The organism is Georgenia sp. SUBG003 (genome assembly GCF_000715355.2).
Lineage (GTDB): Bacteria > Actinomycetota > Actinomycetes > Actinomycetales > Actinomycetaceae > Georgenia.
Window position 1 is genome coordinate 1790749 of sequence record NZ_CP180204.1, and the last position, 23906, is coordinate 1814654.

At 73.4% G+C, this 23906-nt stretch carries 21 protein-coding genes, 8 pseudogenes and 1 riboswitch; of the genes and pseudogenes, 14 read left to right on the plus strand and 15 right to left on the minus strand.

The genetic code is table 11. The annotated features are described in order from the left end of the window. Positions 1 to 24: 24 nt before the first annotated feature. The 10 genes and pseudogenes from DA06_RS08820 to DA06_RS08865 all read right to left on the minus strand — a co-directional run. Positions 25 to 201 (minus strand): annotated as a pseudogene (locus tag DA06_RS08820) (ABC transporter substrate-binding protein); the annotation flags it as partial. Between the two features lie 425 nt (positions 202 to 626). After that, a riboswitch (TPP riboswitch) is annotated at positions 627 to 731 on the minus strand. A 21-nt stretch (positions 732 to 752) separates the two neighbouring features. Continuing rightward, complete coding sequence (locus DA06_RS08825; RefSeq protein WP_052436547.1) at positions 753 to 1097, minus strand: DUF4235 domain-containing protein; 345 nt, start codon at positions 1095 to 1097, stop codon at positions 753 to 755. Between the two features lie 18 nt (positions 1098 to 1115). Continuing rightward, entirely contained in the window at positions 1116 to 1556 is a 441-nt protein-coding gene (gene mnhG / locus DA06_RS08830; RefSeq protein ID WP_418607448.1) for a monovalent cation/H(+) antiporter subunit G, read from the minus strand. After that, on the minus strand, positions 1553 to 2047 hold the full coding sequence (locus DA06_RS08835) for a monovalent cation/H+ antiporter complex subunit F (RefSeq protein ID WP_418607449.1): 495 nt from the start codon (positions 2045 to 2047) through the stop codon (positions 1553 to 1555). Before DA06_RS08835 ends, mnhG begins: the two co-directional genes overlap by 4 nt. Further along, entirely contained in the window at positions 2044 to 2667 is a 624-nt protein-coding gene (locus DA06_RS08840) for a Na+/H+ antiporter subunit E (protein ID WP_043499203.1), read from the minus strand. Before DA06_RS08840 ends, DA06_RS08835 begins: the two co-directional genes overlap by 4 nt. Next, positions 2664 to 4250: a Na+/H+ antiporter subunit D gene (locus DA06_RS08845; protein ID WP_052436548.1), complete on the minus strand. Its 1587-nt coding sequence runs from the start codon at positions 4248 to 4250 to the stop codon at positions 2664 to 2666. Before DA06_RS08845 ends, DA06_RS08840 begins: the two co-directional genes overlap by 4 nt. Further along, a complete protein-coding gene (locus DA06_RS08850) occupies positions 4247 to 4777 on the minus strand; it encodes a Na(+)/H(+) antiporter subunit C (RefSeq protein WP_052436549.1) in 531 nt (176 codons plus the stop codon). Before DA06_RS08850 ends, DA06_RS08845 begins: the two co-directional genes overlap by 4 nt. Then, on the minus strand, positions 4774 to 6294 hold the full coding sequence (gene mbhE, locus DA06_RS08855; RefSeq protein ID WP_418607451.1) for a hydrogen gas-evolving membrane-bound hydrogenase subunit E: 1521 nt from the start codon (positions 6292 to 6294) through the stop codon (positions 4774 to 4776). The genes DA06_RS08850 and mbhE overlap by 4 nt, the downstream gene beginning before the upstream one ends. Positions 6295 to 6592: 298 nt before the next feature. Then, positions 6593 to 7198, minus strand: a pseudogene (locus tag DA06_RS08860) (proton-conducting transporter membrane subunit); the annotation flags it as partial. Between the two features lie 88 nt (positions 7199 to 7286). After that, a pseudogene (locus DA06_RS08865) lies at positions 7287 to 7571 on the minus strand (proton-conducting transporter membrane subunit); the annotation flags it as partial. Positions 7572 to 8114: 543 nt separating this feature from the next. Between DA06_RS08865 and DA06_RS08870 the strand changes: the two are divergent. The 7 genes and pseudogenes from DA06_RS08870 (at position 8115) to DA06_RS08900 (ending at position 15758) form a co-directional block, all read left to right on the plus strand. After that, complete coding sequence (locus tag DA06_RS08870) at positions 8115 to 8753, plus strand: hypothetical protein (protein WP_418607452.1); 639 nt, start codon at positions 8115 to 8117, stop codon at positions 8751 to 8753. Between the two features lie 40 nt (positions 8754 to 8793). Further along, positions 8794 to 10395, plus strand: coding sequence for a (Fe-S)-binding protein (locus tag DA06_RS08875; protein ID WP_418607454.1), 1602 nt, complete (start codon positions 8794 to 8796; stop codon positions 10393 to 10395). Continuing rightward, positions 10392 to 10661, plus strand: a complete 270-nt coding sequence (locus tag DA06_RS08880) for a hypothetical protein (RefSeq protein ID WP_043499206.1) — start codon at positions 10392 to 10394, stop codon at positions 10659 to 10661. The genes DA06_RS08875 and DA06_RS08880 overlap by 4 nt, the downstream gene beginning before the upstream one ends. Before the next feature lie 253 nt (positions 10662 to 10914). Next, positions 10915 to 12620 (plus strand): annotated as a pseudogene (locus tag DA06_RS08885) (urease subunit alpha). Between the two features lie 155 nt (positions 12621 to 12775). Next, a complete protein-coding gene (locus DA06_RS08890) occupies positions 12776 to 13303 on the plus strand; it encodes an urease accessory protein UreF (protein ID WP_418607943.1) in 528 nt (175 codons plus the stop codon). Then, a pseudogene (gene ureG / locus DA06_RS08895) lies at positions 13296 to 14107 on the plus strand (urease accessory protein UreG). Before DA06_RS08890 ends, ureG begins: the two are co-directional and overlap by 8 nt. A 652-nt stretch (positions 14108 to 14759) precedes the next feature. Further along, positions 14760 to 15758 (plus strand): COX15/CtaA family protein, encoded by a 999-nt coding sequence (locus DA06_RS08900; RefSeq protein ID WP_052436550.1) that lies wholly within the window; start codon positions 14760 to 14762, stop codon positions 15756 to 15758. 176 nt (positions 15759 to 15934) lie between these two features. Here the strand turns inward: DA06_RS08900 and DA06_RS08905 are convergent. From DA06_RS08905 to DA06_RS08915, 3 genes and pseudogenes are all read right to left on the minus strand, one after another. Continuing rightward, a pseudogene (locus tag DA06_RS08905) lies at positions 15935 to 16625 on the minus strand (NUDIX domain-containing protein). Continuing rightward, positions 16622 to 18400: a CTP synthase gene (locus DA06_RS08910; RefSeq protein WP_052436551.1), complete on the minus strand. Its 1779-nt coding sequence runs from the start codon at positions 18398 to 18400 to the stop codon at positions 16622 to 16624. The pseudogene DA06_RS08905 and the gene DA06_RS08910 overlap by 4 nt, the downstream one beginning before the upstream one ends. Before the next feature lie 94 nt (positions 18401 to 18494). Continuing rightward, positions 18495 to 18716, minus strand: a complete 222-nt coding sequence (locus DA06_RS08915) for a hypothetical protein (RefSeq protein ID WP_418607456.1) — start codon at positions 18714 to 18716, stop codon at positions 18495 to 18497. Here DA06_RS08915 and DA06_RS08920 point away from each other — a divergent pair. Next, positions 18697 to 18882, plus strand: a pseudogene (locus DA06_RS08920) (hypothetical protein); the annotation flags it as partial. The gene DA06_RS08915 and the pseudogene DA06_RS08920 overlap by 20 nt on opposite strands. Here the strand turns inward: DA06_RS08920 and DA06_RS08925 are convergent. Then, positions 18858 to 19196: a hypothetical protein gene (locus DA06_RS08925; RefSeq protein WP_052436552.1), complete on the minus strand. Its 339-nt coding sequence runs from the start codon at positions 19194 to 19196 to the stop codon at positions 18858 to 18860. The pseudogene DA06_RS08920 and the gene DA06_RS08925 overlap by 25 nt on opposite strands. A gap of 92 nt (positions 19197 to 19288) precedes the next feature. Here DA06_RS08925 and DA06_RS08930 point away from each other — a divergent pair, with 92 nt between their 5' ends. Both DA06_RS08930 and DA06_RS08935 read left to right on the plus strand, forming a co-directional pair. Beyond that, a complete protein-coding gene (locus DA06_RS08930) occupies positions 19289 to 20713 on the plus strand; it encodes an alkaline phosphatase family protein (protein ID WP_052436553.1) in 1425 nt (474 codons plus the stop codon). Positions 20714 to 20725: 12 nt separating this feature from the next. Then, positions 20726 to 21184 (plus strand): helix-turn-helix transcriptional regulator, encoded by a 459-nt coding sequence (locus DA06_RS08935; RefSeq protein WP_052436554.1) that lies wholly within the window; start codon positions 20726 to 20728, stop codon positions 21182 to 21184. Between the two features lie 13 nt (positions 21185 to 21197). Here the strand turns inward: DA06_RS08935 and DA06_RS08940 are convergent, their stop codons facing one another. Beyond that, complete coding sequence (locus DA06_RS08940) at positions 21198 to 21599, minus strand: phage holin family protein (RefSeq protein ID WP_043499231.1); 402 nt, start codon at positions 21597 to 21599, stop codon at positions 21198 to 21200. A 253-nt stretch (positions 21600 to 21852) separates the two neighbouring features. Between DA06_RS08940 and DA06_RS08945 the strand changes: the two genes are divergently transcribed. From DA06_RS08945 to DA06_RS08960, 4 genes and pseudogenes are all read left to right on the plus strand, one after another. Further along, entirely contained in the window at positions 21853 to 22284 is a 432-nt protein-coding gene (locus DA06_RS08945; protein WP_418607458.1) for a VOC family protein, read from the plus strand. A gap of 51 nt (positions 22285 to 22335) precedes the next feature. Then, positions 22336 to 22626 carry a DUF4287 domain-containing protein gene (locus DA06_RS08950; RefSeq protein ID WP_043499233.1) on the plus strand — a complete coding sequence of 97 codons (291 nt, stop codon included), beginning with the start codon at positions 22336 to 22338 and terminating at the stop codon, positions 22624 to 22626. Positions 22627 to 22863: 237 nt separating this feature from the next. Further along, a pseudogene (locus DA06_RS08955) lies at positions 22864 to 23313 on the plus strand (serine hydrolase); the annotation flags it as partial. Positions 23314 to 23365: 52 nt separating this feature from the next. Further along, a complete protein-coding gene (locus tag DA06_RS08960) occupies positions 23366 to 23893 on the plus strand; it encodes a serine hydrolase domain-containing protein (RefSeq protein WP_043499235.1) in 528 nt (175 codons plus the stop codon). Positions 23894 to 23906 lie beyond the last annotated feature (13 nt).

The window sequence follows — 23906 nt, forward strand, 5'->3', positions numbered from 1 at the left end:
CACGACGAGGAGGTCCTTGTAGGCGGGATCGGTGAGGTCCTCGAGCGTGGTGGGCTCCGGGATCCCCTTCTCGGCGAACCACTGGTGGTCGACGTTCAGGCAGACGTCCCCCATGTCGACCGGGGTGAGGGAGCCGGAGTCGTCCGCGGCGTACTGCTCGGCGGAGGCGGGCAGTACCTCGGGGCTGTACGGCTCGAGCACCCCGGCGTCGATCGCGCGGGCGGCGAAGGAGTTGTCGATGCCGTAGACGACGTCGCCGAGGGGGGGAGTCGGCGGTGAGGATCAGCTGGTTGACGAGGGCTCCGCCGTCGCCGGGGGCGACCATCTCCAGCTGGTAGCCGGTGTCGGCCTCGAACTGGTCGAGAAGCTCCTGGCTGAGGTTGAAGGAGTCGTGGGTGACGACGGTGAGCTTGCCGCCGCCCTCCCCTCCGGTGCCCGTGCCGTCGGCGGCCGCTCCGCCGTCGTCGTCCCCGCCGCTCAGGCTGCAGCCCGCCAGGGCGAGGGCGGCGACGGCGGTGGCGGCGGTGGTGGTGGTGGTGCGCGCGAGATGGCGGCGCGTGGTGCGGTTCATTCTGTCCTCCCAGGATGCAGGAGGGGCTGCGACGGGCGCGGGCGCGCCAGCCGCAGGGAGAGGTGTCCCGACTTCCTTCGCCGGTGCTAACCGGTGCAGGTTCGAGGGTCTGCGGATCTCCGCACTCTCAGCGCCGTCCGGCGCTCCCCTGTCGTCTCACCGGCACCCTAGCACCGCGACGTCACACCTGGTCGATGCGCTTCCCCACCGGACCGCCGTACCACTTGGTGGCGCCGCGCAGGGCGAGGTGACGCGCGAGGCCCAGCAGGGCGCCGGAGACCACCGTGAAGGCGATGACCTCCCACCACTCGACGTCGGGGTCGTCCTCGTCCACGGGCGGCTCGTGCCCGGTGACGGCCTTCCAGCCGGCGGTGACCGCCTTGGTGGTGAGGAACGTGGCGGCGATCGTCGCCCCGGTGCTGACGACTCTCCAGCCGATGTCCATGCCGTACTCCCTCGTCCTCGCGGCGCCGTGGCGGCTCGTCTCGTGCAGGTCGATCATGCCCGACCGGGCCGCCACCTGCATGACAGGTCCACCGGCGGGTCAGCGCCGTCCGGGTGCCGGCCCGCCGTCGGGGCGCTCGAAGTCCTTGCTCAGCTCGGCGATCCGGCGCTCCACCTCCTCGTCCGAGAGCTCGTCGGAGGCCCGCAGGTCCTCCGTCAGCTCATCGACGGCGAGCGTCTCGGGGTCGACCTTGCCGGTCCGGTACCCGGCGCGGCCCACCATGTGCGCGGAGATCGGGGCGGTGATCAGCTGGAAGGCGACCACCAGCACGAGCGTCCAGGCGGCCACCGGGTTTCGCACGATGAGCGCCACGCCGGTCATCATCAGCACCAGGCCGAGCACCTGCGGCTTGGTGGCGGCGTGCATGCGGGAGAGCAGGTCGTCGAACCGCAGGATCGCCACGGCGGCGACGAGCGTGAGCGTGGAGCCCAGCGCGAGGAGGATCGTGCCGGTCACGTCGGCGACGTCGGTCCAGCTCATCGGTCCTCCCCTGCCGGCGCGGGTCTGTCCTCGCGTCCGCCCTCGGGCTCCGCGTCGAGGCGGGCGTCCACCGCCTGCGCGTCGGCGGCGTCGTCGTCCTCGCCCTCGCGTCCCTCGTCGGCGTCGTCGGCGTCCGGGTCGTGGACCGGCGCGTCCTCGTCGGTGAGCGCCCGCTGGTGCGCGAGCACCTCGGCGAGCTCCTCCTTGGTGAGGATGCGGGCCTCCTCGGGGGCCTCGACGGCCGCGAAGCGGGCGATGGTGACGGAGCCGACGAAGCCCACGATCGACAGGACGACGAGCACGGGGACGAGGTCGGTCCGGGCGGTGCGGGCGCTGACCAGCGCGACCGCACCGAGGACGACGGCGGTGACGACGTCGAGCGAGACCACCCGGTCGAGCATGGTGGGGCCCTTCTCCATGCGGGTCAGGGCCACCAGCGCCGCGACGGCGAGGACCACGAGGCAGTAGGCGAACACGATGGTCGAGGTCATCGCCGCACCTCCCCCGCCGTCCTCGGGATCCGCCCGGCCCGGGGCGAGGACCCGGGCACGTACCCGGCGTCGACCAGCTCCTCCTTCGAGGCGACGGCCCGCAGGATGCGCTCCTCCTGCTCCAGCACGATGCGGTGGGCGGCGTCCAGCCCGCCGTGCAGGCCGACGTCGAAGACGTGGATGTAGAGGGTGCCGGTGACGCGGTGCGCCTCGACGACGATCGAGCCCGGCACGAGCGAGGTGAACCCGGCGGTGGCGGTGAGGTAGGTGTCGGAGTGCGAGCGCAGGCGCACTCGGATCACCGCGCCCTGCGGCTTGCGCCCGGCGAGCGCCATCCACGCGATCTGGACGGACGCGACGACGACGTCGTAGGCGAACCTCACCACGAGCCGGACCAGGCCCCACGGGCGGAACCGGGCGTCGAACGGGGTGCGCGGCAGCGGCGCCACGGTGGTGACGAAGAGGGCGATGCCCAGGCCGGCGACGACGTTCGCGAGCGTGATGTCGCCCCACAGCAGGACCCACACCGCCGTCAGCCAGGCGAGCATGCCCCAGGACGTCCGGGGCCAGCGCCGGCGTCGGCCGTCGGCGACCGGTTCGCCCGTCGTGGTTGCGCTCACTGCTCCTCCCCTCCGTCGCTGCTGCCGTGCTCGCTCTCGGGCTCCCCGCGCTGCCCGCGCTCGGTGACCTCGGGCGACTGGCCGGTGCCGCGCCCCTGCTCGGGCAGGACGGAGACGATGTAGGGCACGCGCGCCCGCAGGTCCCGCGACGCGTGCTCGGTGTAGCCGTACAGCGGACCCGCGAGAGCGGCCAGCAGGAGGGAGAAGGCGACCAGCCCGGCGGCCGGGCCGACCATCCCGGCCGGCGTGGAGGTCTCGGGCAGCGGCTCCGGCGCCTCCTGCCAGAACGCCATGTTCCACGTCTTCACGATCGCGTACAGGGTGAGCAGGGACGTCATCAGGCCGCCGGCGATCAGGGCGTAGGACAGGCCTGTGCCGTCCTGGGCCGCCGCCCCGATCAGGCCGGCCTTGCCGAGGAAGCCGCTCATCGGCGGGATGCCCCCGAGGTTCACGGCCGGGACGAAGAACAGCACCGCCAGGAGCGGCGCGACGCGCGCGAGCGACCCGAGCCGGACGAGCGACGTCGTCCCGCCGCGCCGTTCGATCAGGCCCGCGACGAGGAAGAGCGCGGTCTGGACGGTGATGTGGTGGGCGACGTAGAAGATCGCCGCCGACAGGCCCGCCTCCGAGGACAGCGAGACGCCCCAGACCATGAACCCGATGTGGCTCACCAGGGTGAAGGACAGCAGACGCTTGATGTCCTCCTGCGCCACGGCGCCGAGGATGCCGATCACCATCGTGGCGAGGGCGACTACCTTGAGCAGGTCGTCGACCCGCCCGTCCGGGAAGAGGAGGACCTGCGTCCGGATGATCGCGTAGACGCCGACCTTGGTGAGCAGGCCCGCGAACACGGCGGTGACCGGCGCGGGGGCGATCGGGTAGGAGTCGGGCAGCCAGGCGGAGAGCGGGAAGACGGCCGCCTTGATGCCGAACGCCACGAGCAGCATCAGCTGCAGGATCAGCTGGGTGTCCGGGTCGATCTCCGGCAGGCGCAGGGCCAGCTGGGCCATGTTCACCGTGCCCGTGGCGGCGTAGATCAGGGCGATCGCCACCAGGAAGATGACCGAGCTGATCAGCGACACGACCACGTAGATCGTGCCGGACCGGATGCGGTCGCGGGTGCCGCCGAGGGTGATGAGCACGAAGCTCGCCGCCAGCAGGATCTCGAAGCCGACGTAGAGGTTGAACAGGTCCCCCGAGACGAAGGTGTTGGAGACACCGGCGGACAGGACCAGGAACGTCGGGTGGTACACCGCGAGCGGGGCGCCCTCGTCACCGTCGGCGACGCCCTGCGCCAGGGAGTACAGGAGGACGGCCAGCGTCACGGTGACCGAGACGACGAGCATGAGCGCGGCGAGCCGGTCCACCACCAGCGAGATGCCCACGGGTGCGGCCCAGCCGCCGACGTCGAGGACCATCGGCCCCGAGTCGACCATCACGAGCAGCGCGACGGAGACGCCGAGCACGACGGAGAGGACCGAGACGGACACCACGCCCTGCACGCGCGGGTGGCGGGCGAGCGCCAGGGCGAGCCCGGCCCCGATGAGCGGCAGGACCACGGGAAGGGCGACGAGCCAGGTCACGGCTTGGCCTCCTCGTCGTCGGCGCCCATGGCGGCCGGGTGGTGGCCCGCGCGCGCGTGCTCGTCCTCGCCGCGGGCGGTCTCGTCCCTCGTGTCGGCGGCGTCCTCGGCGAGGGTGGCCCCGGAGTCGTCGGTGGCACGCTCGGAGAGCTCGTCCCGGGCGGCGCGGCGGGCGATGCGGCGGTCCTCGAGGTCGTCCTGCACCTCGTCGTGGCCGTTGAGCTGCCAGGACCGGTACGCCATCGCGAGCAGGAAGGCGGTCATGCCGAGGGTGATGACGATGGCGGTGAGCACCATGGCCTGCGGCAGGGGGTCGGACATGTCCTCGGGGGCGGTCTCGCCGAGCAGCGGAGGACCGCCGGCGTCGCCGCCGGCGACGAGCATGAGCACGTTGACGCCGTTGCCGACCAGGGCGATGCCGATGATGACGCGGCTCAGGGAGCGCTCGAGCAGCAGGTAGACGCCGGTGCCGACGAGCACGGCGACGAGGAGGACCAGGGACAGGTTGGGGGCCATGTCGATGTTCATCGGGCACCTCCTCGCCGGCTGAGGGCTTCGTCGTCGCGCCGGGCGTCCGGCGCCGGCACGGCGTCGTCGGTCACGTGGGCGGGGTCGTCGAAGGCGACGTCGGGCGCCTGGTTGCCCTCGATCTCGCCGTGGCGGTCCACCTCGGCGCCGAGCGAGCGCAGGATGTCGAGCACGAGACCGATGACCACGAGGTAGACACCGATGTCGAAGAACAGCGCCGTGGCGAGGTGGACGTCGCCGAAGAGGGGCAGCGTGACGTCGATGATCGTCGACTGCAGGATCGTCCCGCCGAACAGAACGGGCACGGCGCCGGCCCCGGCGGAGAGGAAGAGACCCGTGCCGAGAAGGTGCCCCGGGTGGACAGGTGCGGCCTCGCCGAGCTCGTAGCGCCCGCCGGCCAGGTACCTCACCGTCAGGGCGATGCCGGCCACCAGCCCGCCGGAGAACCCGCCGCCGGGGGCGTTGTGGCCCGCGAAGAGCAGGTACAGCGAGAACACGAGCATGGTGTGGAACACCATCCGCGTGCCGACCTCGAAGATGACGGAGCGGCGCTGCGGGGCCACGGTGGCGCCGGCGGTGAGCCAGGTCCGGCCGCGGCCCGGGACCCGGCCGGCCCGCGGCTTCGTGAGCAGGCCGCTGCGCAGGCGGGCGCCGCCGTGGCTCTCGCCCTTGCCGCGGGCCCACAGCGGCGTCCGGCGCGCGTCGGCCGCCCGGTCGATGTGCCCGATCCGGGTGCGGAGGAAGACGAGGGAGGCGACGCCGGTGGCGGCGACGAGGACCACGGAGATCTCGCCCATGGTGTCCCAGGCGCGGATGTCCACCAGGGTGACGTTGACGATGTTCTTGCCGTAGCCGTACTGGTACGCCTCGTCCGGGTACGCCACCGACACCGGCTCGTGCACGCGGGCGCCGGCAGCCATGACGCCGAGGGCCGCCACCGTGACGCCGACGGCCGCGCCCAGGATCGCGCGCCACCAGCGCGAGGTGGCGAGGGGCCGGTTGGAGAAGTACGCCGGCAGGCGACGCAGGACGAGGACGAACACGACCAGCGTGACGGTCTCGACCAGCACCTGGGTCAGGGCGAGGTCCGGGGCGCCCTGCAGCTCGTAGAGGAGCGCGACGCCGTACCCGGCGACACCCAGCAGCAGCACCGCCTTGAGGCGGCGGCGGGCACGGGCGGTGAGGAAGGCGGCCACGGCGATGACGGCGGCGGTCGCGAGCTGCGCCGGGCTGTCCCAGACGTGGAACCGCTCGGGCCAGGCCACGCCGCCCACGGCCGCGGCGCCGAGGACCACGACCACGACGGTGATGAGGACGGTGGAGAGGTACGCCGGCAGGGAGCCGCGCTGGGTCAGGGCGGTGACGTCGGCCGAGACGTTGTCCAGCGCCCGCAGGGTGCGGCGGTAGGCGCCCTCGGCGCCCTCGACGTCCCGGAAGGACCGCTGGAAGCGCTCGACCGGCCTGCGCCAGGCGAACATCGCGGCACCGAGGACGATCACGCCGGCGGTGACCGCCACGGGCACACCGAACCCGCCCCACAGCGTCAGGTGCCCCCGCCTCGCCCGGGTAGGTGTCGGCGAAGGGCGCGAGGAAGCGTTCGACGGTCCCCGGCACCAGCCCGAGGGCGAGGCTCAGGACGGCGAGGACGACCGGGGACGCCATGATGAGGCGGGAGGTGCGCTGGGCCTCGGGCTCCGTCACCCCGGGCTTGTCCCAGAACGCGCCCCACCAGAAGCGCAGCCCGTAGGCCATGGTCAGGACCGAGCCGAGGGCCACCGCCGCCAGCACCCAGAGGTCCGCGCCGGTGCCCCGGTGCACCAGGGCCTCCAGCGCCGCCTCCTTGGCCACGTAGCCGAGCGTGGGGGGCACCCCGGCCATCGAGGCGACGGCGACGGCGGCCCCGACCGCCGCCACCGGCATCCGCCGTCCCAGCCCGGAGAGCTGGCGCAGGTCACGGCTGCCGACCGACCAGTCGATGACGCCGACGAGGAGGAACAGGCACGCCTTGAACAGGGCGTGGGAGAGCAGCATCGCCAGGCCCGCGAGGGCGACGGCACGGTCTCCGTACCCGACCAGGACGACGATCAGCCCGAGCTGGGAGACGGTGCCGAAGGCGAGGACGAGCTTGAGGTCGTGCTGGCGCAGGGCCCGGTACCCGCCGACCAGCAGGGTGAGCAGGCCGAGGCCGACCACCATCCACCGCCAGACCTGCAGCTCCGCCATGCCGGGCGCGAACCGGGCGACCAGGTACACGCCCGCCTTGACCATGGCGGCGGCGTGCAGGTACGCGCTGACCGGCGTCGGGGCGGCCATGGCGGCCGGGAGCCAGAAGTGGAACGGGACCTGGGCGGACTTGCTCAGCGCACCGAGAAGGACGGCGCCGACGGCGACCGGGACCAGCGCGGGGGGGCGCGCCGGCACCGAGCTGGCCGGCGCCGGCGGAGGCGACGAGCTCGCTGATCAGGTACGAACCGCCGTCGACCTCGCCGAGGACGATCAGCCCGCCGAGCATCGCGAGCCCGCCCAGGGTGGTCACGAGGATCGCCTGCATGGCCGCCCGCCGGGAGGACTGCCGCTCGTGGTAGTGGCCGATCAGCAGGTACGAGAAGACGGTCGTCAGCTCCCAGAAGACGTAGAGCATCAGGGAGTTGTCGGTGACGACCAGGCCGAGCATCGCCGCCGCGAACCCGACGAAGACGCCGGCGAAACGGCCCAGGGCGGTGGCGGTCGCGGAGAAGTAGGCGGCGCAGTAGACGAGGACCAGGGCACCGATCCCGCCGACGACGAGCACCATCAGCCAGGACAGGCCGTCGAGCCGGAGGACGAGGTCGATGCTCAGCGCCGGGACCCACGGGACGGACTGGACCGGGTAGTCGCCCGCGAGGACGGCGGAGGTCTGCGTGGCGGCCCACACCGCCGCGGAGGCGGGCACCGCGGCGAGCCCGACGAAGGCCCGACGTCCGAAGCGGCCGACAATCACGGGCGCGAGCAGGGCCGCCACCAGATGGATCGTCAGCAGCTGTAGCACGGGCGGCTCCGCGAGCTCGATATTCGGTCAGGTCAGTACGCCCCGTACAACCCGGCGGACGAGAGGGCCCAGGCGCCGAAGCAGGCGCGGACAGGGGATCTGCCGCCACTTTATCAACCGGGCCCCGCGCCGGCCCTCCGGCGTCCGCCGCCCGGGAACCGGACGGGTGGCGCCTTTTCACGGCTCCCGCGGCGGCGTGGACCGGGGCGGGCGCACGTCGGTGCCGCCGGTCCCGGGCCGGCGGCCCCGCTGCGGTGTCCGCGGGCGGAGGTACGGTGTGGCGAACCGCACCGGGTCGGAAGGATCGCCGTGCTGCAGACCGTTCTGCTCGTGACCGTCGCGCTCGCGACCGTGGCCGCGCTCGCCGTGTTCGCCCGCGGCGTCGTGGCCATCGTCCGGCAGGTGGGTGTCGGGCGCGCGCCGGCCGGCCGCCTCGCCCCCGCGGGGCGTCGCACGCTCACGCTCCTGAAGGAGGTCCTCGGCCACGGGCGGTTCCAGCACCGCCCGGCGGTCCGCCTGGCGCACTGGGTGGTCATGGCGTCGTTCCCGCTGCTCTTCCTCACCCTCGTCACCGGCTACGGGCAGCTGGTCGACCCGGGCTTCGCACTGCCCCTGATCGGCCACTGGGCGCCGTGGGAGTGGCTGACGGAGGCGGTCGCGTGGCTCGGGCTCGCGGGGATCGGGTGGCTCATCCTGGTCCGCCGGCGCACCCGGCCGGACCGCCGCGAGGACCTCGACGTGGCCCGCCGCTCGCGGTTCTTCGGCTCGACGCGGTGGCAGGCCTACGTCGTCGAGGGCGTGATCCTCGGCGTCCTCCTCTGCGTGCTCGCGCTGCGCGCCCTCGAGCACGCGTGGCTCTCCGGCGGCAGCGCCGACCAGGCCGCGCTGGCCACGCCGCTGCACTTCCCCCCTCACCGCCTGGCTCGGCGAGCTGCTCGCCGGCGCTGACCGGGGCGTCCTCGCCGGGGGGATCGCCGCCGTCGCCGCGGTGAAGATTCTCGTCTCGCTGGCGTGGCTCGTGGTCGTCGGCCTGCAGCCGACGATGGGTGTGGCCTGGCACCGGTTCCTCGCCCTGGTCAACGTCTACGCCCGGCGCGAGCCCGACGGCGCCCCCGCGCTGGGACCGCTGCCGCCGGTGGCCGTCGACGGGAAGATTCTCGACGTCGAGGCGCTCGAGGACCTGCCGGAGGACGCCACCCTCGGCGTCGGGCGCATCGAGGACTTCACCTGGAAGGGGCTGCTCGACTTCTCCACGTGCACCGAGTGCGGCCGCTGCCAGGAGCAGTGCCCGGCGTGGAACACCGGGAAACCGCTCTCGCCGAAGCTGTTCACCCTCGCGCTGCGCGACCACGCCGCGGCGGCCGCCCCGTTCCTGCGGGCGGCGAGAGCGGCCGACGGACCCGGCGCCGCGGGGGCGGGCCGGGCGGACGACGTCACCGCCGCCGTGGCGGGGCGGGACGGGTTCCGGCCCCACACGGGTGACGTGCTCGGGGCGCTCGCCGCCTCCGGGGCCACCGGCCCGGGCGGCGTGGCGGCGGTGCCGGACACCCTCGTCCCGGACGTCGTCGACCCGGACGTGCTGTGGGCGTGCACCACCTGCGGCGCATGCGTGCAGCAGTGCCCGGTGGACATCGAGCACGTCGACCACATCCTCGACCTGCGCCGGCACGAGGTGCTCATGGCCTCGGCGTTCCCGGCGGAGCTGGGGCCGATGTTCAGGAAGCTCGAGTCCAAGGGCAACCCCTGGGGCATGGCGCCGCGCAAGCGCCTCGACTGGGCCAGGGACCTGGACTTCGAGGTGCCGGTGGTCGGGGCGGACGTGGAGTCCGCCGCCGAGGTCGACTACCTGTTCTGGGTCGGGTGCGCCGGCGCCTTCGAGGACCGGGCGCGGCGCACCACCCGCGCGGTCGCGGAGCTGCTGCACACCGCCGGGGTCACCTTCGCCGTCCTCGGCGACGGCGAGTCCTGCACCGGGGACCCCGCCCGGCGGTCGGGCAACGAGCTGCTGTTCCAGATGCTCGCCGCCCAGAACGTCGAGACCCTCGCCGAGGCGGGCGCGACGAAGATCGTGGTCACCTGCGCGCACTGCTTCAACACCCTCGCCCGCGAGTACCCCCAGCTGGGCGGGCACTACGAGGTGCTGCACCACACCCAGCTCCTCGACCGGCTGGTGCGCGAGGGCAGGCTGCGCCCGGTGCCGCCCGGTCCGGACGAGGACGGCGCACGGACGGTGACCTACCACGACCCGTGCTACCTGGGCCGCCACAACCAGGTCTACGCGCCGCCGCGGGAGCTGCTCGGCGCCCTCGACGGGGTGCAGGTGACGGAGATGCCGCGCTCCGGCGTCGACGCCATGTGCTGCGGCGGCGGCGGGGCCCGGGTGTGGATGGAGGAGAAGATCGGCACCCGCGTCAACGTCGAGCGCGCCCGTGAGGCGGCGGGGACGGGGGCGTCCGCGGTGGCCACCGGGTGCCCCTTCTGCATCACCATGCTCTCCGACGGCGCTGCCGCCAACGGCGACGACGTCGAGGTTCTCGACGTGGCCCAGCTCCTGCTCGCCGGCGTCCGTCGCGGCGAGGACCGCGCGTGAGCGCCGCTTGTCCGCCCACCACCTGGCTCGAGCTCCCCGAGGTCGTCCGCGCGCGGCGGCGCACGCTGACCACCCTGCTCCTGGCCCAGGTGCTGGGGACCCTCGGGATCGGCGCCGCCCCGTCGGTGGGGGTTCTCCTCGCCGAGCAGGTGACCGCCTCGGAGACGTGGGCGGGGCTCGCCCGGTCCTCCACGACCGTGGGCGCGGCGCTGGCGGCGTTCCCGCTCGGTGCGCTCGCCGCGCGGTGGGGCGCGTGGGGTCGCTGACCCTCGCCTGGGCGGTGGCGGCCGCGGGGACGGGGCTGCTGGTGGCGGCGGCACAGACCGGTTCCACCCTGCTGCTGGTGCTCGGCATGCTCGGCACCGGCGCCGGCACGGCGGCGGGCCTGCAGTCCCGTTTCGCCGCCACGACCCGTCCCCGGCGTCCGGCCGAAGGACGACGGCGGCTGGCTGGACGGCCCACCCCGGGACGACGGCGCGGCCGCCGTGCACCTCGGCGGCGGAACGGGAGGGCGCGACGATGGTTGAGATCTCCCGCGAACGTTACGCCGCCCTGTACGGCCCCACCGTCGGCGACCAGGTCCGCCTCGGCGACACCGACCTGTGGATCGAGATCGAGCAGGACCTCACCTTCGGAGGCGAGGAGGCCGTCTTCGGCGGCGGGAAGTCGGTCCGGGAGTCGATGGCCCAGGGCACGACCACGCGCGCCGACGGCGCGCCGGACACGGTCATCACGAACGCGGTGGTCCTCGACTGGTGGGGTATCGTGCGCGCCGACGTCGGCATCCGCGACGGCGTGATCGTGGCCCTGGGCCGCGCGGGCAACCCCGACATCGCCGACGGCGTCCACCCCGGCCTGTGCATCGGCCCCTCCACGGACGTCATCAGCGGCGAGGGCAGGATCCTCACCGCCGGCGGCTTCGACTCCCACGTCCACCTCATCTCGCCGTCCCAGGTCCACGAGGCCCTCGCCACCGGCATCACGACCATCGCCGGCGGCGGCACGGGCCCGTCCGAGGGCACCAAGGCCACCACCGTCACGCCCGGCGCCTGGCACCTGGGGACGATCCACCGCAGCCTCGACCCGCTTCCGGTCAACGTCATCCTGCTGGGCAAGGGCAACACGGTGAGCGCCGAGGGCCTCGCCGAGCAGGCGCTCGCCGGCGCCGGCGGCTACAAGGTGCACGAGGACTGGGGATCGACCCCCGCCGCCATCGACGCCGCGCTGCGCGCCGCCGCCGACTGGGGGCTGCAGGTGGCCCTGCACTCGGACTCCCTCAACGAGGCCGGCTTCGTCGAGTCGACGATCGGCGCCATCGCCGGCCGGTCCATCCACGCGTTCCACACCGAGGGCGCCGGTGGCGGGCACGCGCCCGACATCCTGCGCCTGGCGGCGGAGCCGTACGTGCTGCCCGGATCCACCAACCCGACGCTGCCGCACACCGTGAACACGGTGGCCGAGCACCTGGACATGCTCATGGTCTGCCACCACCTCAACCCCCAGGTGCCCGAGGACCTCGCGTTCGCCGAGTCCCGCATCCGGGCCACCACCATCGCCGCCGAGGATGTGCTGCACGACCTCGGCGCCCTGTCCATCACCTCCTCCGACGCCCAGGCCATGGGGCGCATCGGGGAGGTGGTCACCCGCACCTGGCAGGTGGCCCACGTGATGAAGGCGGCGCGCGGCCCGCTCGGCACCGCCCTGCCGGCGGACAACGAGCGCGCCCGCCGCTACGTCGCCAAGTACACGATCAACCCGGCGATCGCCCACGGCGTGGAGCGGCACATCGGCTCGGTGGAGGTCGGCAAGATGGCCGACCTGGTGCTGTGGGACCCCAAGCTGTTCGGCTTCCGCCCCGACGTCGTCCTCAAGGGCGGCGCCATCGTCCGGGGCGCGCTGGGCGACCCCAACGCCTCCATCCCGACCCCGCAGCCCGTCCTGCAGCGGCCCACCCTGGCCGACGCCGTCGCCCCGGAGCTGTCGGCCACGTTCGTCTCGCCGGCCGCGATCGAGGACGGCCTCGCCGGCCGGCTGGGGCTGCGCCGTCGTCTCCTCCCGCTCGCCGACACCCGCGCCGTCGGCAAGGCGCAGATGCGGAACAACGACGCCCTGCCCGCCATCACGATCGACCCCGAGACCTTCCAGATCGACGTCGACGGCGAGCGGATCGTCCCCCGCGCCCGCCGAGCGGCTCCCCGCTCGCCCAGCTGTACTCCCTGTTCTGATGGCCGCGCCCTCCCAGCCGCTGCTCCTGGCGATGCTCTCGGACGCACGCCTGCCCACCGGCGCGCACACCCAGTCCGCCGGCCTGGAGCCGGCGCTGCGTGCCGGCCTCGACCCGGCGGACGTGCCGGCGTACATCGCGGCGCGGCTGCGCACCGTGACCGCCGTCGAGGCGGGGACCGCAGTCGTCGCCCGGCACGTGGCCCTGACGGGCGGTGACCTGGCCGCCGTCGAGACCGCCTGGGCGGCCCGTACGCCCAGCGCCGCGCTGCGCAGGAGCTCGCGCATGCTCGGCCGCGGGTACGTCCGTCTCCTCGACCGGCTCTGGCCTGACGACGGCGACCGTCGGCGCCCCGCCGAGCCGTCCGCCCGCCGGCGTCAGGTCTCGCGCCCCGTCGCGCTCGGGATGATCGCCGCCCGCGCCGGGCTCGACGCCGAGCACGTCGCCCGGCAGGTCGGCTACGACGACGCGCAGACGATCGCCTCGGCCACCCTCAAGCTCGCCCCGGTCGACCCGGTCACCGCCACCCGGTGGGTCCTGGACGCGCACGCGCTCGTCGAGGACCTTGTCACCCGCACGGCCCACCTGACCGCCGCGTCCGACATCCCGGCCGGCGGCGCGCCGCTCGTCGAGCTGTGGGCCGAGATCCACGCCACCACGACCGAGAGGCTGTTCAGTGCCTGAGAACACCACCCCGACCACCCGCTCGTTGCGCCTCGGTGTTGCCGGCCCGGTGGGCACCGGCAAGAGCTCGCTGATCGCGCTGCTGTGCCGCGAGCTGTCCGGCGAGCTGCGGCTCGGCGTCATCACGAACGACATCTACACCGACGAGGACGCCCGGTTCCTGCGCTCCGCCGGCGTGCTCTCCCCGGAGCGGATCCGGGCGGTGGAGACCGGCGCGTGCCCGCACACCGCCATCCGCGACGACGTGACCGCCAACCTCCTCGCGGTGGAGGACCTCGAGGAGGATTTCGCGCCGCTCGACGTCGTCCTCGTCGAGTCCGGCGGCGACAACCTCACCGCCACGTTCTCCCCGGCGCTGGTCGACGCGCAGATCTTCGTCCTCGACGTCGCCGGCGGGGGTGACGTGGCCCGCAAGGGCGGCCCGGGCATCGCCCGCGCGGACCTGCTCGTGGTCAACAAGACCGACCTCGCCCCCTACGTCGGCGTCGACGTCGAGGCCATGGTGGCCGACGGCGAGGCGGCCCGCGACGGCCGGCCCGTGCTCGCGCTCTCCCGCGAGGTCCCGGCGTCGGTGGCCGCCCTGTGCGCTGGGTGCACGAGATGCTGGCGGCGCACCAGGGCGGGCGGCACACCCCGGTCGATCCCGGCCCGATGGCCCCGCACTTCCACGCCGACGAGCAGGGCGGGTACGTGCACTCGCACGCCGAGGAGCACGGGCACGCCGGCCACGGCCACGGCGACCTCGGGCCCGCCGGCTCGGCACGACCGGCGCCTGCGACGGGGAGACCCCGGCTGCGTGGATGAGGGTGGTCACCTGCCCGCGCGCCGTCGCGGTCGCGACCAGCGCCGAACCGACTCGCGTGAGGCGATGTCGACGACCGGCGGGCTCGGCCTCGAAGCCCGCGTTCGAGGAAGGTCTGGACGGCCACTTCAGGCGTTCTCCCGCCGCAGGTCGGCGAGCACCACGTGCTTGCCCGCGGCGACCCTGCGGCCGATGGCCTGCCCGATCTGGCCGGACCCGATGATGACGACGACGTCGCTCATGACTTGATTCCCTTCGTTGTCGGGTGGTCGGTTGGACGTTCGATCCAGTCTTGCTGCCGTGCGTCTCGCAGCGCGATGACCCCCCAGGCCAGGGGCGGACGTTCGCGACCCCTCGGCTGCGGGGCCATCGCGCTGTTCGGGGTGTCTCCGCTGCGGGATCAGGGCTGGCTGACGGTGAGCAGGGACTTGATCGCGCGGCGCTCGTCCATGGCCGCGTAGGCGTCGGCGACGTGGTCCAGGTGTCGGCGCCGCCGTCGTGCTCGCGCTGTGGGCGACCGTGTGCACGTGGGTGGCCGCGCGGACCTTCCGCTGGGAGTGACCCCGGGAGCGACACCCGGGCAGGCGGGAGGGCCGTGGCGGGGACCACGCCGCCGAGGCCGGTTGCCCGGCCCGCGCCCACGTACCTGGACCGGTGAGCACCGCGACCGACCCCACCCGCCGCACCGGGAGCACCGGCGACGTCTCCGCACCGGCCGACCGCGTCCCGACGGCGGACCGGACGGCCCGGGTCGACGGACTCACCTGGGGTCTGGCGGTGGCGAACCTCGTCGCGCAGATCGGCATCATCGTCACGGGCGGCGCGGTACGCCTGACCGACTCGGGGCTCGGCTGCTCGTCGTGGCCGATGTGCGAGCCGGGCTCCTTCACCCCGGTCTTCCACGAGGCGACGTCGATCCACCCGTACATCGAGTTCGGCAACCGCACCCTGACCGGGGTGCTGAGCGTCATCGCCGTGGCGCTGCTGTGGGCCGTCTACCGCCGACGGCCGACGGCGTCCCGCCCTGCCGGGCTCCGGCGTCTCGCCTGGGTGCCCCTGGCCGGCATCGCGCTGCAGGCCGTCGTCGGCGGCATCACCGTCTGGTACGACCTGCACCCGGCGATCGTCGGGTCCCACATGCTCATCTCGCTCGCACTCGTGGCCGTGTCCGCATACCTGCTGGTGCGGCTGCGGTCGGCGGACGGACCGGCGACGGCGCTGACACCCTCGCCGTGGCGCCCGCTCCCCTGGGTCCTCGCGCTGACCGCGGCGGCGGTCGTGGTCCTCGGCACGGTCGTGACCGGGACGGGACCGCACTCGGGCGACGAGGAGCAGGCGTTCCGCTACGCCCTCGACCCCCTGCTGGTCACGCGCGCGCACTCGGCGTCGGTGTGGCTCTTCGTGGCCGTCATCGTCGTCGGCGCGACGTTCCTGGTCCGGCGCCGCGCCGGGGCGGAGCTCGACGGCGCGCGCAGCGCGTGGTGGGGACTGCTCGCCGTGACCGTGCTCGAGGGGGGCATCGGGTACACGCAGTACTTCACCGGGCTGCCGGAGGTCCTCGTGGGGCTGCACATGCTCGGCGCCGCGCTCGTCGTCGTGGTGACGACGTTCGCGTGCAGCGCGCTGTACGCGCGCCGCGAGCTCGTCGCCTGAGGCGCCCTCCCGCCGGAGACGTCAAGTTCTCCCTGAGACGTCAAGTACTCCCTGAAACGTCAACTCCTCCCCGAGTCGTCATGAACTCATGACGTCTCGCGGAGGAGTTGACGTCCCGCCAGAGGGTGGCGGCGGTCGCAGCGCCTTTCAGGTTTGCGGCGGCGGCCGCGAGGTCCTCAGCGCATCCAGGGCACGTCGGCCGCGCGCAGCGGGGCCCAACCCCGGGCACGGGCGCTCGCGGTCGCGAGGATGCCGACGACGGCGCTCGGGTTGTGCACCCTGCCCTCATGGACGGCCGCGACCGCCTCGTCGAGCGGCACCCACCGCGTCGGCATGTCACGCTCCTCGTCCTCGCGCTCGTGACGGTCGTCCTCGTGCACCTCGGCGAGGCCGCGGGCGAGGTAGACGCGCAGCGACTCGTCGGAGCCCCCCCGGTGAGGTGAAGTAGTCCACCAGCACGTCCCACCGGTCGGCCCTCAGGTCGGCCTCCTCGTGGAGCTCGCGTGCGGCCGCGACGACGTGGTCCTCGCCCTCCACGTCGAGCAGGCCCGCCGGGATCTCCCACAGCAGCGCCCGCACCGGGTGCCGGTACTGCTGGATGAGCAGGACCTCCTCCGCGCCGGGCTCGCCGCGCAGCGCGACGACGGCCACCGCCCCGGGGTGGTCGAGGTACTCGCGCACGACGGGCTCGCCGTCGTCCGGGTCCAGCCGGACGTGGTCGGCCACGAGGTCGAAGACCCTGCCCTCGTGCAGACGCGTACGGTCGACGACCTCGCGACTCGGGTCCTTGACGTCGGCGAGGGCCGCGCCGTCGGCCGGCTCCGCCCCGTCGCCCGCCCTGGGGGTGACGCCGTCGGGGCCGCTCACGCCTCGTCCCGCTCGGCGGCGACGGCGAGAGCCTCCTCGCCGACGCGCTCGTGCTCCTCGCCGACCACCTCCGGCTCGTCCACCTCGAGCAGGCGGGTGGACCGCTGACGCTCCAGGGCCGCCCCGACCAGTCCCGCGAACAGCGGGTGGGCGCGGGTGGGGCGGGACTTGAACTCGGGGTGCGCCTGGGTGGAGATGTAGTAGGGGTGCAGCGACCGGTCGAGCTCGACGAACTCCACCAGGGAGGAGTCCGGCGAGCGGCCGGAGATCCTCAGGCCGACGCCGTCGAGCGCCTCGCGGTAGGAGTTGTTGACCTCGTAGCGGTGCCGGTGGCGCTCGGTGACGCGCTCGGAGCCGTAGACCTCTGCCGCGAGCGAGCCCCGCTCGAGGACGGCCTCGTAGCGGCCCAGGCGCATCGTCCCGCCCAGGTCGCCCTCGCCGCCCACGATCGCCAGCTGCTCCTCCATGGTGGCGACGACGGGGTCGGGGGTCGCCGGGTCGAACTCGGTGGAGCTCGCCCCGGTGAGGCCGAGCAGGTTCTGGGCGGCCTCGATGACCATGCACTGCAGGCCCAGGCAGATGCCGAGCGTGGGGATCTGGTTCTCACGGGCGTGGCGCAGCGCGCCGAGCTTGCCCTCGATGCCCCGCACCCCGAACCCGCCGGGGACCAGCACGGCGTCGACGCCCTCGAGCGCCCTCCGGGCCCCCTCCGCGGTGTCGCAGGTGTCGGAGGGCACCCAGCGCAGGTTCACCCGTGCCCGGTGGTGGAAGCCGCCGGCGCGCAGCGCCTCGGTGACGGAGAGGTAGGCGTCGGGCAGGTCGATGTACTTGCCGACGAGCGCGATCTCCACCTCGTCCTTCGGGTGTCGCACCCGCTCGAGGAGCCGGTCCCAGACCGTCCAGTCGACGTCCCGGAAGCTCATGCCCAGGCGGCGCACCACGTACGCGTCCAGGCCCTCGCGGTGCAGCACGGCGGGGATCTCGTAGATGCTCGGGGCGTCCGGGCACGTCACGACGGCCTCGCGGTCGACGTCGCACATCGCCGCGATCTTGGCCTTGACGCCCTCGGGAAGGTCCCGGTCGGAGCGGCAGACGACGGCGTCGGGCTGGATACCGATCGAGCGCAGCTCCGCCACGGAATGCTGGGTGGGCTTGGTCTTCAGCTCCCCGGAGGCGGCGAGGTACGGCACGAGCGAGACGTGCAGGAAGAACACGTTGTCGCGCCCGATGTCCTGGCGCACCTGGCGGGCGGCCTCCAGGAACGGCAGGGACTCGATGTCGCCGACCGTGCCGCCGATCTCGGTGATGATGACGTCCGGCGGCTCCTCGCCGTCGGCCGGCTCGGCCTGGGCACGCATGCGCGCCTTGATCTCGTCAGTGATGTGCGGGATGACCTGCACGGTGTCGCCGAGGTACTCGCCGCGCCGCTCCTTGGCGATGACGGTGGAGTAGACCTGGCCGGTGGTGGCGTTGGCCTTGCCGGACAGCTCCACGTCGAGGAAGCGCTCGTAGTGGCCGATGTCCAGGTCGGTCTCGGTGCCGTCGTCGGTGACGAACACCTCGCCGTGCTGGAACGGGTTCATCGTCCCGGGGTCGACGTTGATGTAGGGGTCGAGCTTCTGCATCACCACCCGCAGCCCGCGGGCACGGAGGAGATGGCCGAGGCTGGAGGCCGTCAGGCCCTTCCCCAGCGAGCTGGCGACGCCGCCCGTCACGAAGATCTGTCGGGGGATGCTGGCCTGGTTCCCGGGGAGCCGGGTCGAATGGTTGACCACGGACTTAGAAACTATCACCCGCTCCCGCGACACGCCCGGACGGAGGGCGGCCGACGCGCTGTGGACTCCACCACGCGCGCGGCGCCGCCGTCGGTCACGCCCCGTAGGCCGTCCGCAGCTGGGCGACGACGTCGGCGGGCCGCGGCAGCTCCTCCGCCCGCGCCGGACCGGCGTCGGCGTCGCGCCTGGGCTGGCGCCTGCTCCGCCGCCGCAGGCTCGGGTCGTGGTCGGAGCTGCGGCGCCTCGCCGTCGGGCTGGTCCTGGCCTGGCTGGCCCTCTCGCTGACGATCGCCCTCATGCCGGGGGTGAGCGCCACGGGCAGTCTCGACGTTCTCGTGGCCGCCCTGCTGCTCTCGGTGCTCTCCGCGGTGTTCCAGCCGCTGATGACGTCGCTGGCGCTGGTGGTCGGTTGGGCGGGGGTCCTGCTGGCGGGCGTGTTCGCCGAGGCGCTGCTGTTCTACGCGGCCCTCGCCCTCTCACCGGGTATCACCGTCGACGGCTTCTGGAGTGCGTTCTGGGCGTCCTGGGTCTTCTCCGTGCTCGTCACCGCCGTGAACTGGCTCGTCTCGGCCGGGGACGACACGGCGTTCCTCACCCACCTGCTGCGCCAGTCCCGCCACGCCCGCGCCGAGGCCGACCCGACGGCGGTGCCCGGGGTGGTCGTCATCCAGGTCGACGGGCTCTCTGCTCCGCTGCTGCGGTGGGCGTTGCGCAGCGGGAACCTGCCGACCATGAGCCGCTGGGTGCGGACCGGCACCCACACCCCCGTGCCGTGGGACGTGCAGCTGCCGTCCACGACCCCCGGCCAGCCAGGCTGGCTTCCTGCACGGCGCCAGCGCCCAGATCCCGGCGTTCCGCTGGTACGAGAAGGAGACTGGCCGGCTGCTGGTGGCCAACCGGCCTCAGGACGCCGCGGTGATCCAGCAGCGCCTGTCGGACGGGCGCGGCCTCCTCGCCGACGGCGGCGTGAGCATCTCGAACATCTTCACCGGCGACGCCCCGAAGGCCTTCCTCACGATGAGCGAGGTGCCCGCGGCCAGGGCCTCCGGGAAGGGCCCGTCACGCGGGTACGCCACGTTCTTCGTGAATCCCTACGGCCTGGCCCGCTCGCTCGTGCTGTCGGCGGGGGAGATGCTCAAGGAGCGTCACCAGGGCCGCCGGCAGCGCCGGCGCGACGTCCTGCCGCGGATCGAGCGCCACGGCTCGTACATCCTCCTGCGCGCGGTGACCAACGTGCTGCTGCGCGACCTCAACGCCGGGCTCATCGTCGAGCAGATGATGGCCGGGGCACCGTCGGTCTTCTGCGACTTCACCGACTACGACGAGATCGCCCATCACGCCGGCCCGACGCGTCCGGAGTCGATGGCGTCGCTGGAGGGGCTCGACCACCTGATCGGCGTGCTGCAGAGCGCGTCGGAGCAGGCGCCGAGGCCGTACGAGTTCGTCGTCCTCTCGGACCACGGGCAGAGCCAGGGCGCCACGTTCCGGCAGCGTCACGGCCAGAGCCTCGAGGAGCTCGTGCGCGAGCTCGTCAAGGGCGGCACGGTCGCCGCCGCCACGGACGTGACCGAGACCGCCGGCCCCGCCAACACCCTGCTCTCGCAGGTGGGCCAGCAGGGCGGCGCGACCGGCACCGTGGTGCGCCGGACGCTGCGCGGACGGTCCGTGGGGGAGGAGGTGCACCTCGAGCCGGAGCCCGCCGCCGGGGCGCAGGCTCCCGGGCGTGAGGCGGCCGAGGCCGACGCCGTGGTCATCGCGTCGGGGAACCTCGCGATGGTCTACCTCACCCGGTTCCCCGGACGGATGACGCGCGAGGAGATCGACGCCGCGTACCCCGGGCTCGTCGACGCTCTCGTCGCCCACCCCGGGATCGGCGACGTCGTCGTCGACACCGCGGGTCACGGGCACGTGGCCCTGGGCCGCGGCGGCGCACGCTACCTGGACGAGGACCGCGTGGAGGGAGCCGACCCCGTGGAGCCGTTCGGGGAACGCGCGCCCCGCGAGGTGCGCCGGCACGCCCGCCTCGCGCACGTCGGGGACCTCGTCATCAACAGCCCGCTCGACCGGGCCACCGAGGAGGTCGCCGCGTACGAGGAGCTCGTCGGCAACCACGGCGGCCTCGGCGGCTGGCAGACCCAGGCCGTGCTGCTGCACCCGGCCGCGTGGCACCTCGACGGTGGCGGGCCGCTCGAGGGGGCCGACGCCGTGCACCGGCAGCTCGTGCGGTGGCTGCGGAGGCTGGGCCACCGGGCCGGGATCGAGGACGAGGCGCCCGTTCCTGCGCAGGTGCTGGAGCATCCGGGCCGCCCGTAGCAGGATCGTGCCGTGAGCCGGGAGTCGGAGCAGACCAACCGCCGGCTGCTGCGCGCCCGCGACGCGATGGACCGCGCGTACACCGAGCCGCTGAACATTCCGGCGCTGGCCCGCATCGCCCTGGTGTCGGACGCGCACTTCATCCGCACCTTCAAGGACGCCTTCGGCGAGACCCCGCACCGCTACCTGCAGCGCCGGCGGGTGGAGCGGGCGATGAGCCTCCTGCGCGAGACCGACCGTTCCGTCACCGACATCTGCATGAGCGTGGGGTTCGCCAGCCTGGGCACGTTCAGCCGGACGTTCCGGGAGATCGTCGGGACGTCGCCGAGCGAGTTCCGCGCCGCCGGGACGGCCGTGCCGGTGCCCACCTGCTTCGTCAAGCGGTGGAGCCGGCCGAGCAGCCTCGGGGGAGCCGCGAGCGGACCCCGGGGCACGTCACCGTCCGGAGCGGGGCCGATCGACTCCTGGTGACGGGGCGGGGCCCTCAGCGGCCTGTGGTCCGCCCGCGCTCGGACGCCTTCTCCTTGAGGAAGACCATCGGCAGCACGAGCGTGCCGAGGGCCGTCACCAACCAGACGACGACGGTCCCCAGGATCCAGCCCTTGGCCCCGGAGATCTTCAGACCGTCCGAGACGAGCGTGGCCAGGAGCAGTGCGACCAGGGTCGAGACCAGCCCGATACCGCCCAGGAACGACGGCGCGAAGCGGGCGGCCGTCTTCGCGATGAACGGCGAGAGCACGCTCTGCGCGACGGTGAACACCAGCACCGCGACGATAAACCCCGACGCCGACAGCACGAAGTCGTCCTCCAGCAGCCAGGCGGCGGCCAGCAGACCCAGCGCCGCCGAGACGAGGAAGATCAGCGCCCGGACGAGCAGACGGATCATGATGCTCCCTTCCGGCCACAGCTCTGTGGCACCTCCAGGGTACGGCCGACCCGCGCCGTTCCGTAGACCGCTCGCGGCACGGGCCGGAGGCACCGGCCGGACGGTCGTCGGAGACGACGACGGTCCGCCGGCAGCCCGGTCGGTACCGGGTGCGGCGGTTCGAGCAGTTTCGGAGAAGCCCGGCGCGAGCGGGCCTGAGTAGCGTCGTGCCCTGTCAGCCGCCGGACCGACGGCGGCCCGAACCGGGAGACCGATGATGATCAGCACGCTTCGCATCAGCCAGGTGTACGTCCTCGACCAGCAGCAGGCCCTCGACTTCTACGTCGGCACCCTCGGTCTCGAGGTCGGCGACGACCAGGACCTGGGGTTCATGCGGTGGCTCACCGTGAGGACGCCCGACGGCCACCAGATCCTGCTGGAGCGTCCGGGTCCGCCGTCGATGGACGACCGCACCGCCGAGCAGGTCCGGGACCTCGTGACCAAGGGCGCCGCCGGCGGCCACCTCTTCTTCACCACCGACGACGCACAGGCGATGTACGAGCAGCTGGTCGAGCGCGGCGTCGACATCACCGACGAGCCGGAGCGTCGCCCGTACGGCCTGGACTTCGGCCTGCGCGACCCGTTCGGCAACCACATCCGGATCGCCGAGCTCTCCGACGTCCCGACGGCGCAGGCGAGCGCGTAGCGACCCTGCGGCCGCCCCCCGCAACGTCTCGGTCGTAGAAAGGACTCCACCATGTCGTTCCAGGCCTACCTCGACACGATCGAGGACAAGACCGGACTCACCCCGCGCGAGCTGCTCGAGATCGCCCGCAGCAAGGGTCTCGACCAGCCGGGCGCCAAGGCCGGTGACGTCGTCGCCTGGCTCAAGGAGGACTACGGCCTCGGTCGCGGCCACGCGATGGCCGTGTGGCACGTCATCAGGAACGGCCCGCGGATCAGCACCAAGCACGTCGGAACCGGCGCGACGCACAGCGACGAGTCGGACACGCTCTGGCTCGACGGGAAGGCGACCCGTCCGGCGTGACGCGAGCACCGTGCTAGCGTCCGCCGGGAGGTCGATATGGGTGTGACGCTGGCCGTCGCCGCGGGCGTCGTCGTGCTGGGGTGGGCCGGCGTGGTGGTGGTGCGCCGTGCGACCCGACGGCGGTGGGTTCGCGCCGTGGCCGGTGCCGTCGTCGTCCTCCTGCTTGTCGGTCTCGGCGTGCAGCTGTGGGCGCGGCTCATGCTCGACCGCTCCGCCGTGGCCCGTGCCGTCGTGTGGATGGAGGCCGACACCGGGGACTGGCGCCGTTTCCACTCCCGGGCCGTGCCGGCGGGCGACGACACACTGGAGCTGCGGGACGCGCCGGACGGGACGATCCTCGGCTCCGACGTCGGCGGCAGGAGCGTCGAGGAGCTGCTGGAGGAGACCGGGACGACGGCGTTCGTCGTCCTGCGCGACGACGACGTCCTGGCCGAGGAGTACCTCGACGGGTCCTCGGCAACCGCGACCCAGACGTCGTTCTCGGTGGCGAAGTCCTTCCTCTCCACGCTGGTGGGCATCGCGATCGACCGGGGCGAGGTCGGAAGCCTCGACGATCCGGTGACCACCTACGTCCCGGAGCTGGCCGACCGGGACGATCGGTTCTCCGGGATCACGCTGCGCCACCTCGTCTCGATGTCGTCCGGCCTGCGGTACGAGGAGCAGGGCCTTCCCTGGAGCGACGACGCCACGACCTACTACGCACCCGACCTGCGGGCGGTGGCGGTGTCGGCCGAGGTGGATGAGGCGCCGGGGGGAGCGGTTCCTCTACAACAACTACAACCCGCTGCTGACCGGGATGGTGCTCGAGCGTGCCACGGGGAGCAGCGTGGCCCAGTACATGGCCGAGGTGCTCTGGCAGCCGATGGGTGCCGGGGCGGACGGCTCCTGGAGCATCGACAGCGCGGGGAGCGGCTTCGAGAAGATGGAGAGCGGCGTCAACGCCCGCGCCATGGACTACGCCCGCTTTGGCTACCTCGTCGCCCACGAGGGTGCGGTCGGCGGCCGCCAGGTCGTCCGGGCGGAGTGGCTGCGCCGGGCGACGGCGAAGGACACCACGAGCGACCCGGCGCCGCAGTACCAGTACGGCTGGTGGGTCGACGTCGAGCGGGAGGGCCGCTTCTACGCCCACGGCAACCACGGTCAGTTCGTCTACGTCGACCCCGCGACGGACGTCGTGGTCGTCCGGCTGGGCGCCGGCTACGGGATCGACCCGGAGGCCTGGGTCGAGGTTCTCCGAACCGTCGCCGACGACGTGGGCGGGGGATGACGCATGGGTCGCA

What these genes read in the sequence shown, in the direction of transcription:
- DA06_RS08825 (WP_052436547.1), bottom strand. Translation starts at nt 1,097, where the DNA reads ATGCAGGTGGCGGCCCGGTCGGGCATGATCGACCTGCACGAGACGAGC.
- mnhG (WP_418607448.1), bottom strand. Translation starts at nt 1,556, where the DNA reads ATGAGCTGGACCGACGTCGCCGACGTGACCGGCACGATCCTCCTCGCG.
- DA06_RS08835 (WP_418607449.1), bottom strand. Translation starts at nt 2,047, where the DNA reads ATGACCTCGACCATCGTGTTCGCCTACTGCCTCGTGGTCCTCGCCGTC.
- DA06_RS08850 (WP_052436549.1), bottom strand. Translation starts at nt 4,777, where the DNA reads ATGAACATCGACATGGCCCCCAACCTGTCCCTGGTCCTCCTCGTCGCC.
- DA06_RS08940 (WP_043499231.1), bottom strand. Translation starts at nt 21,599, where the DNA reads ATGATCCGTCTGCTCGTCCGGGCGCTGATCTTCCTCGTCTCGGCGGCG.
- DA06_RS08945 (WP_418607458.1), top strand. Translation starts at nt 21,853, where the DNA reads ATGATGATCAGCACGCTTCGCATCAGCCAGGTGTACGTCCTCGACCAG.
- DA06_RS08950 (WP_043499233.1), top strand. Translation starts at nt 22,336, where the DNA reads ATGTCGTTCCAGGCCTACCTCGACACGATCGAGGACAAGACCGGACTC.
- DA06_RS08960 (WP_043499235.1), top strand. Translation starts at nt 23,366, where the DNA reads ATGAGGCGCCGGGGGGAGCGGTTCCTCTACAACAACTACAACCCGCTG.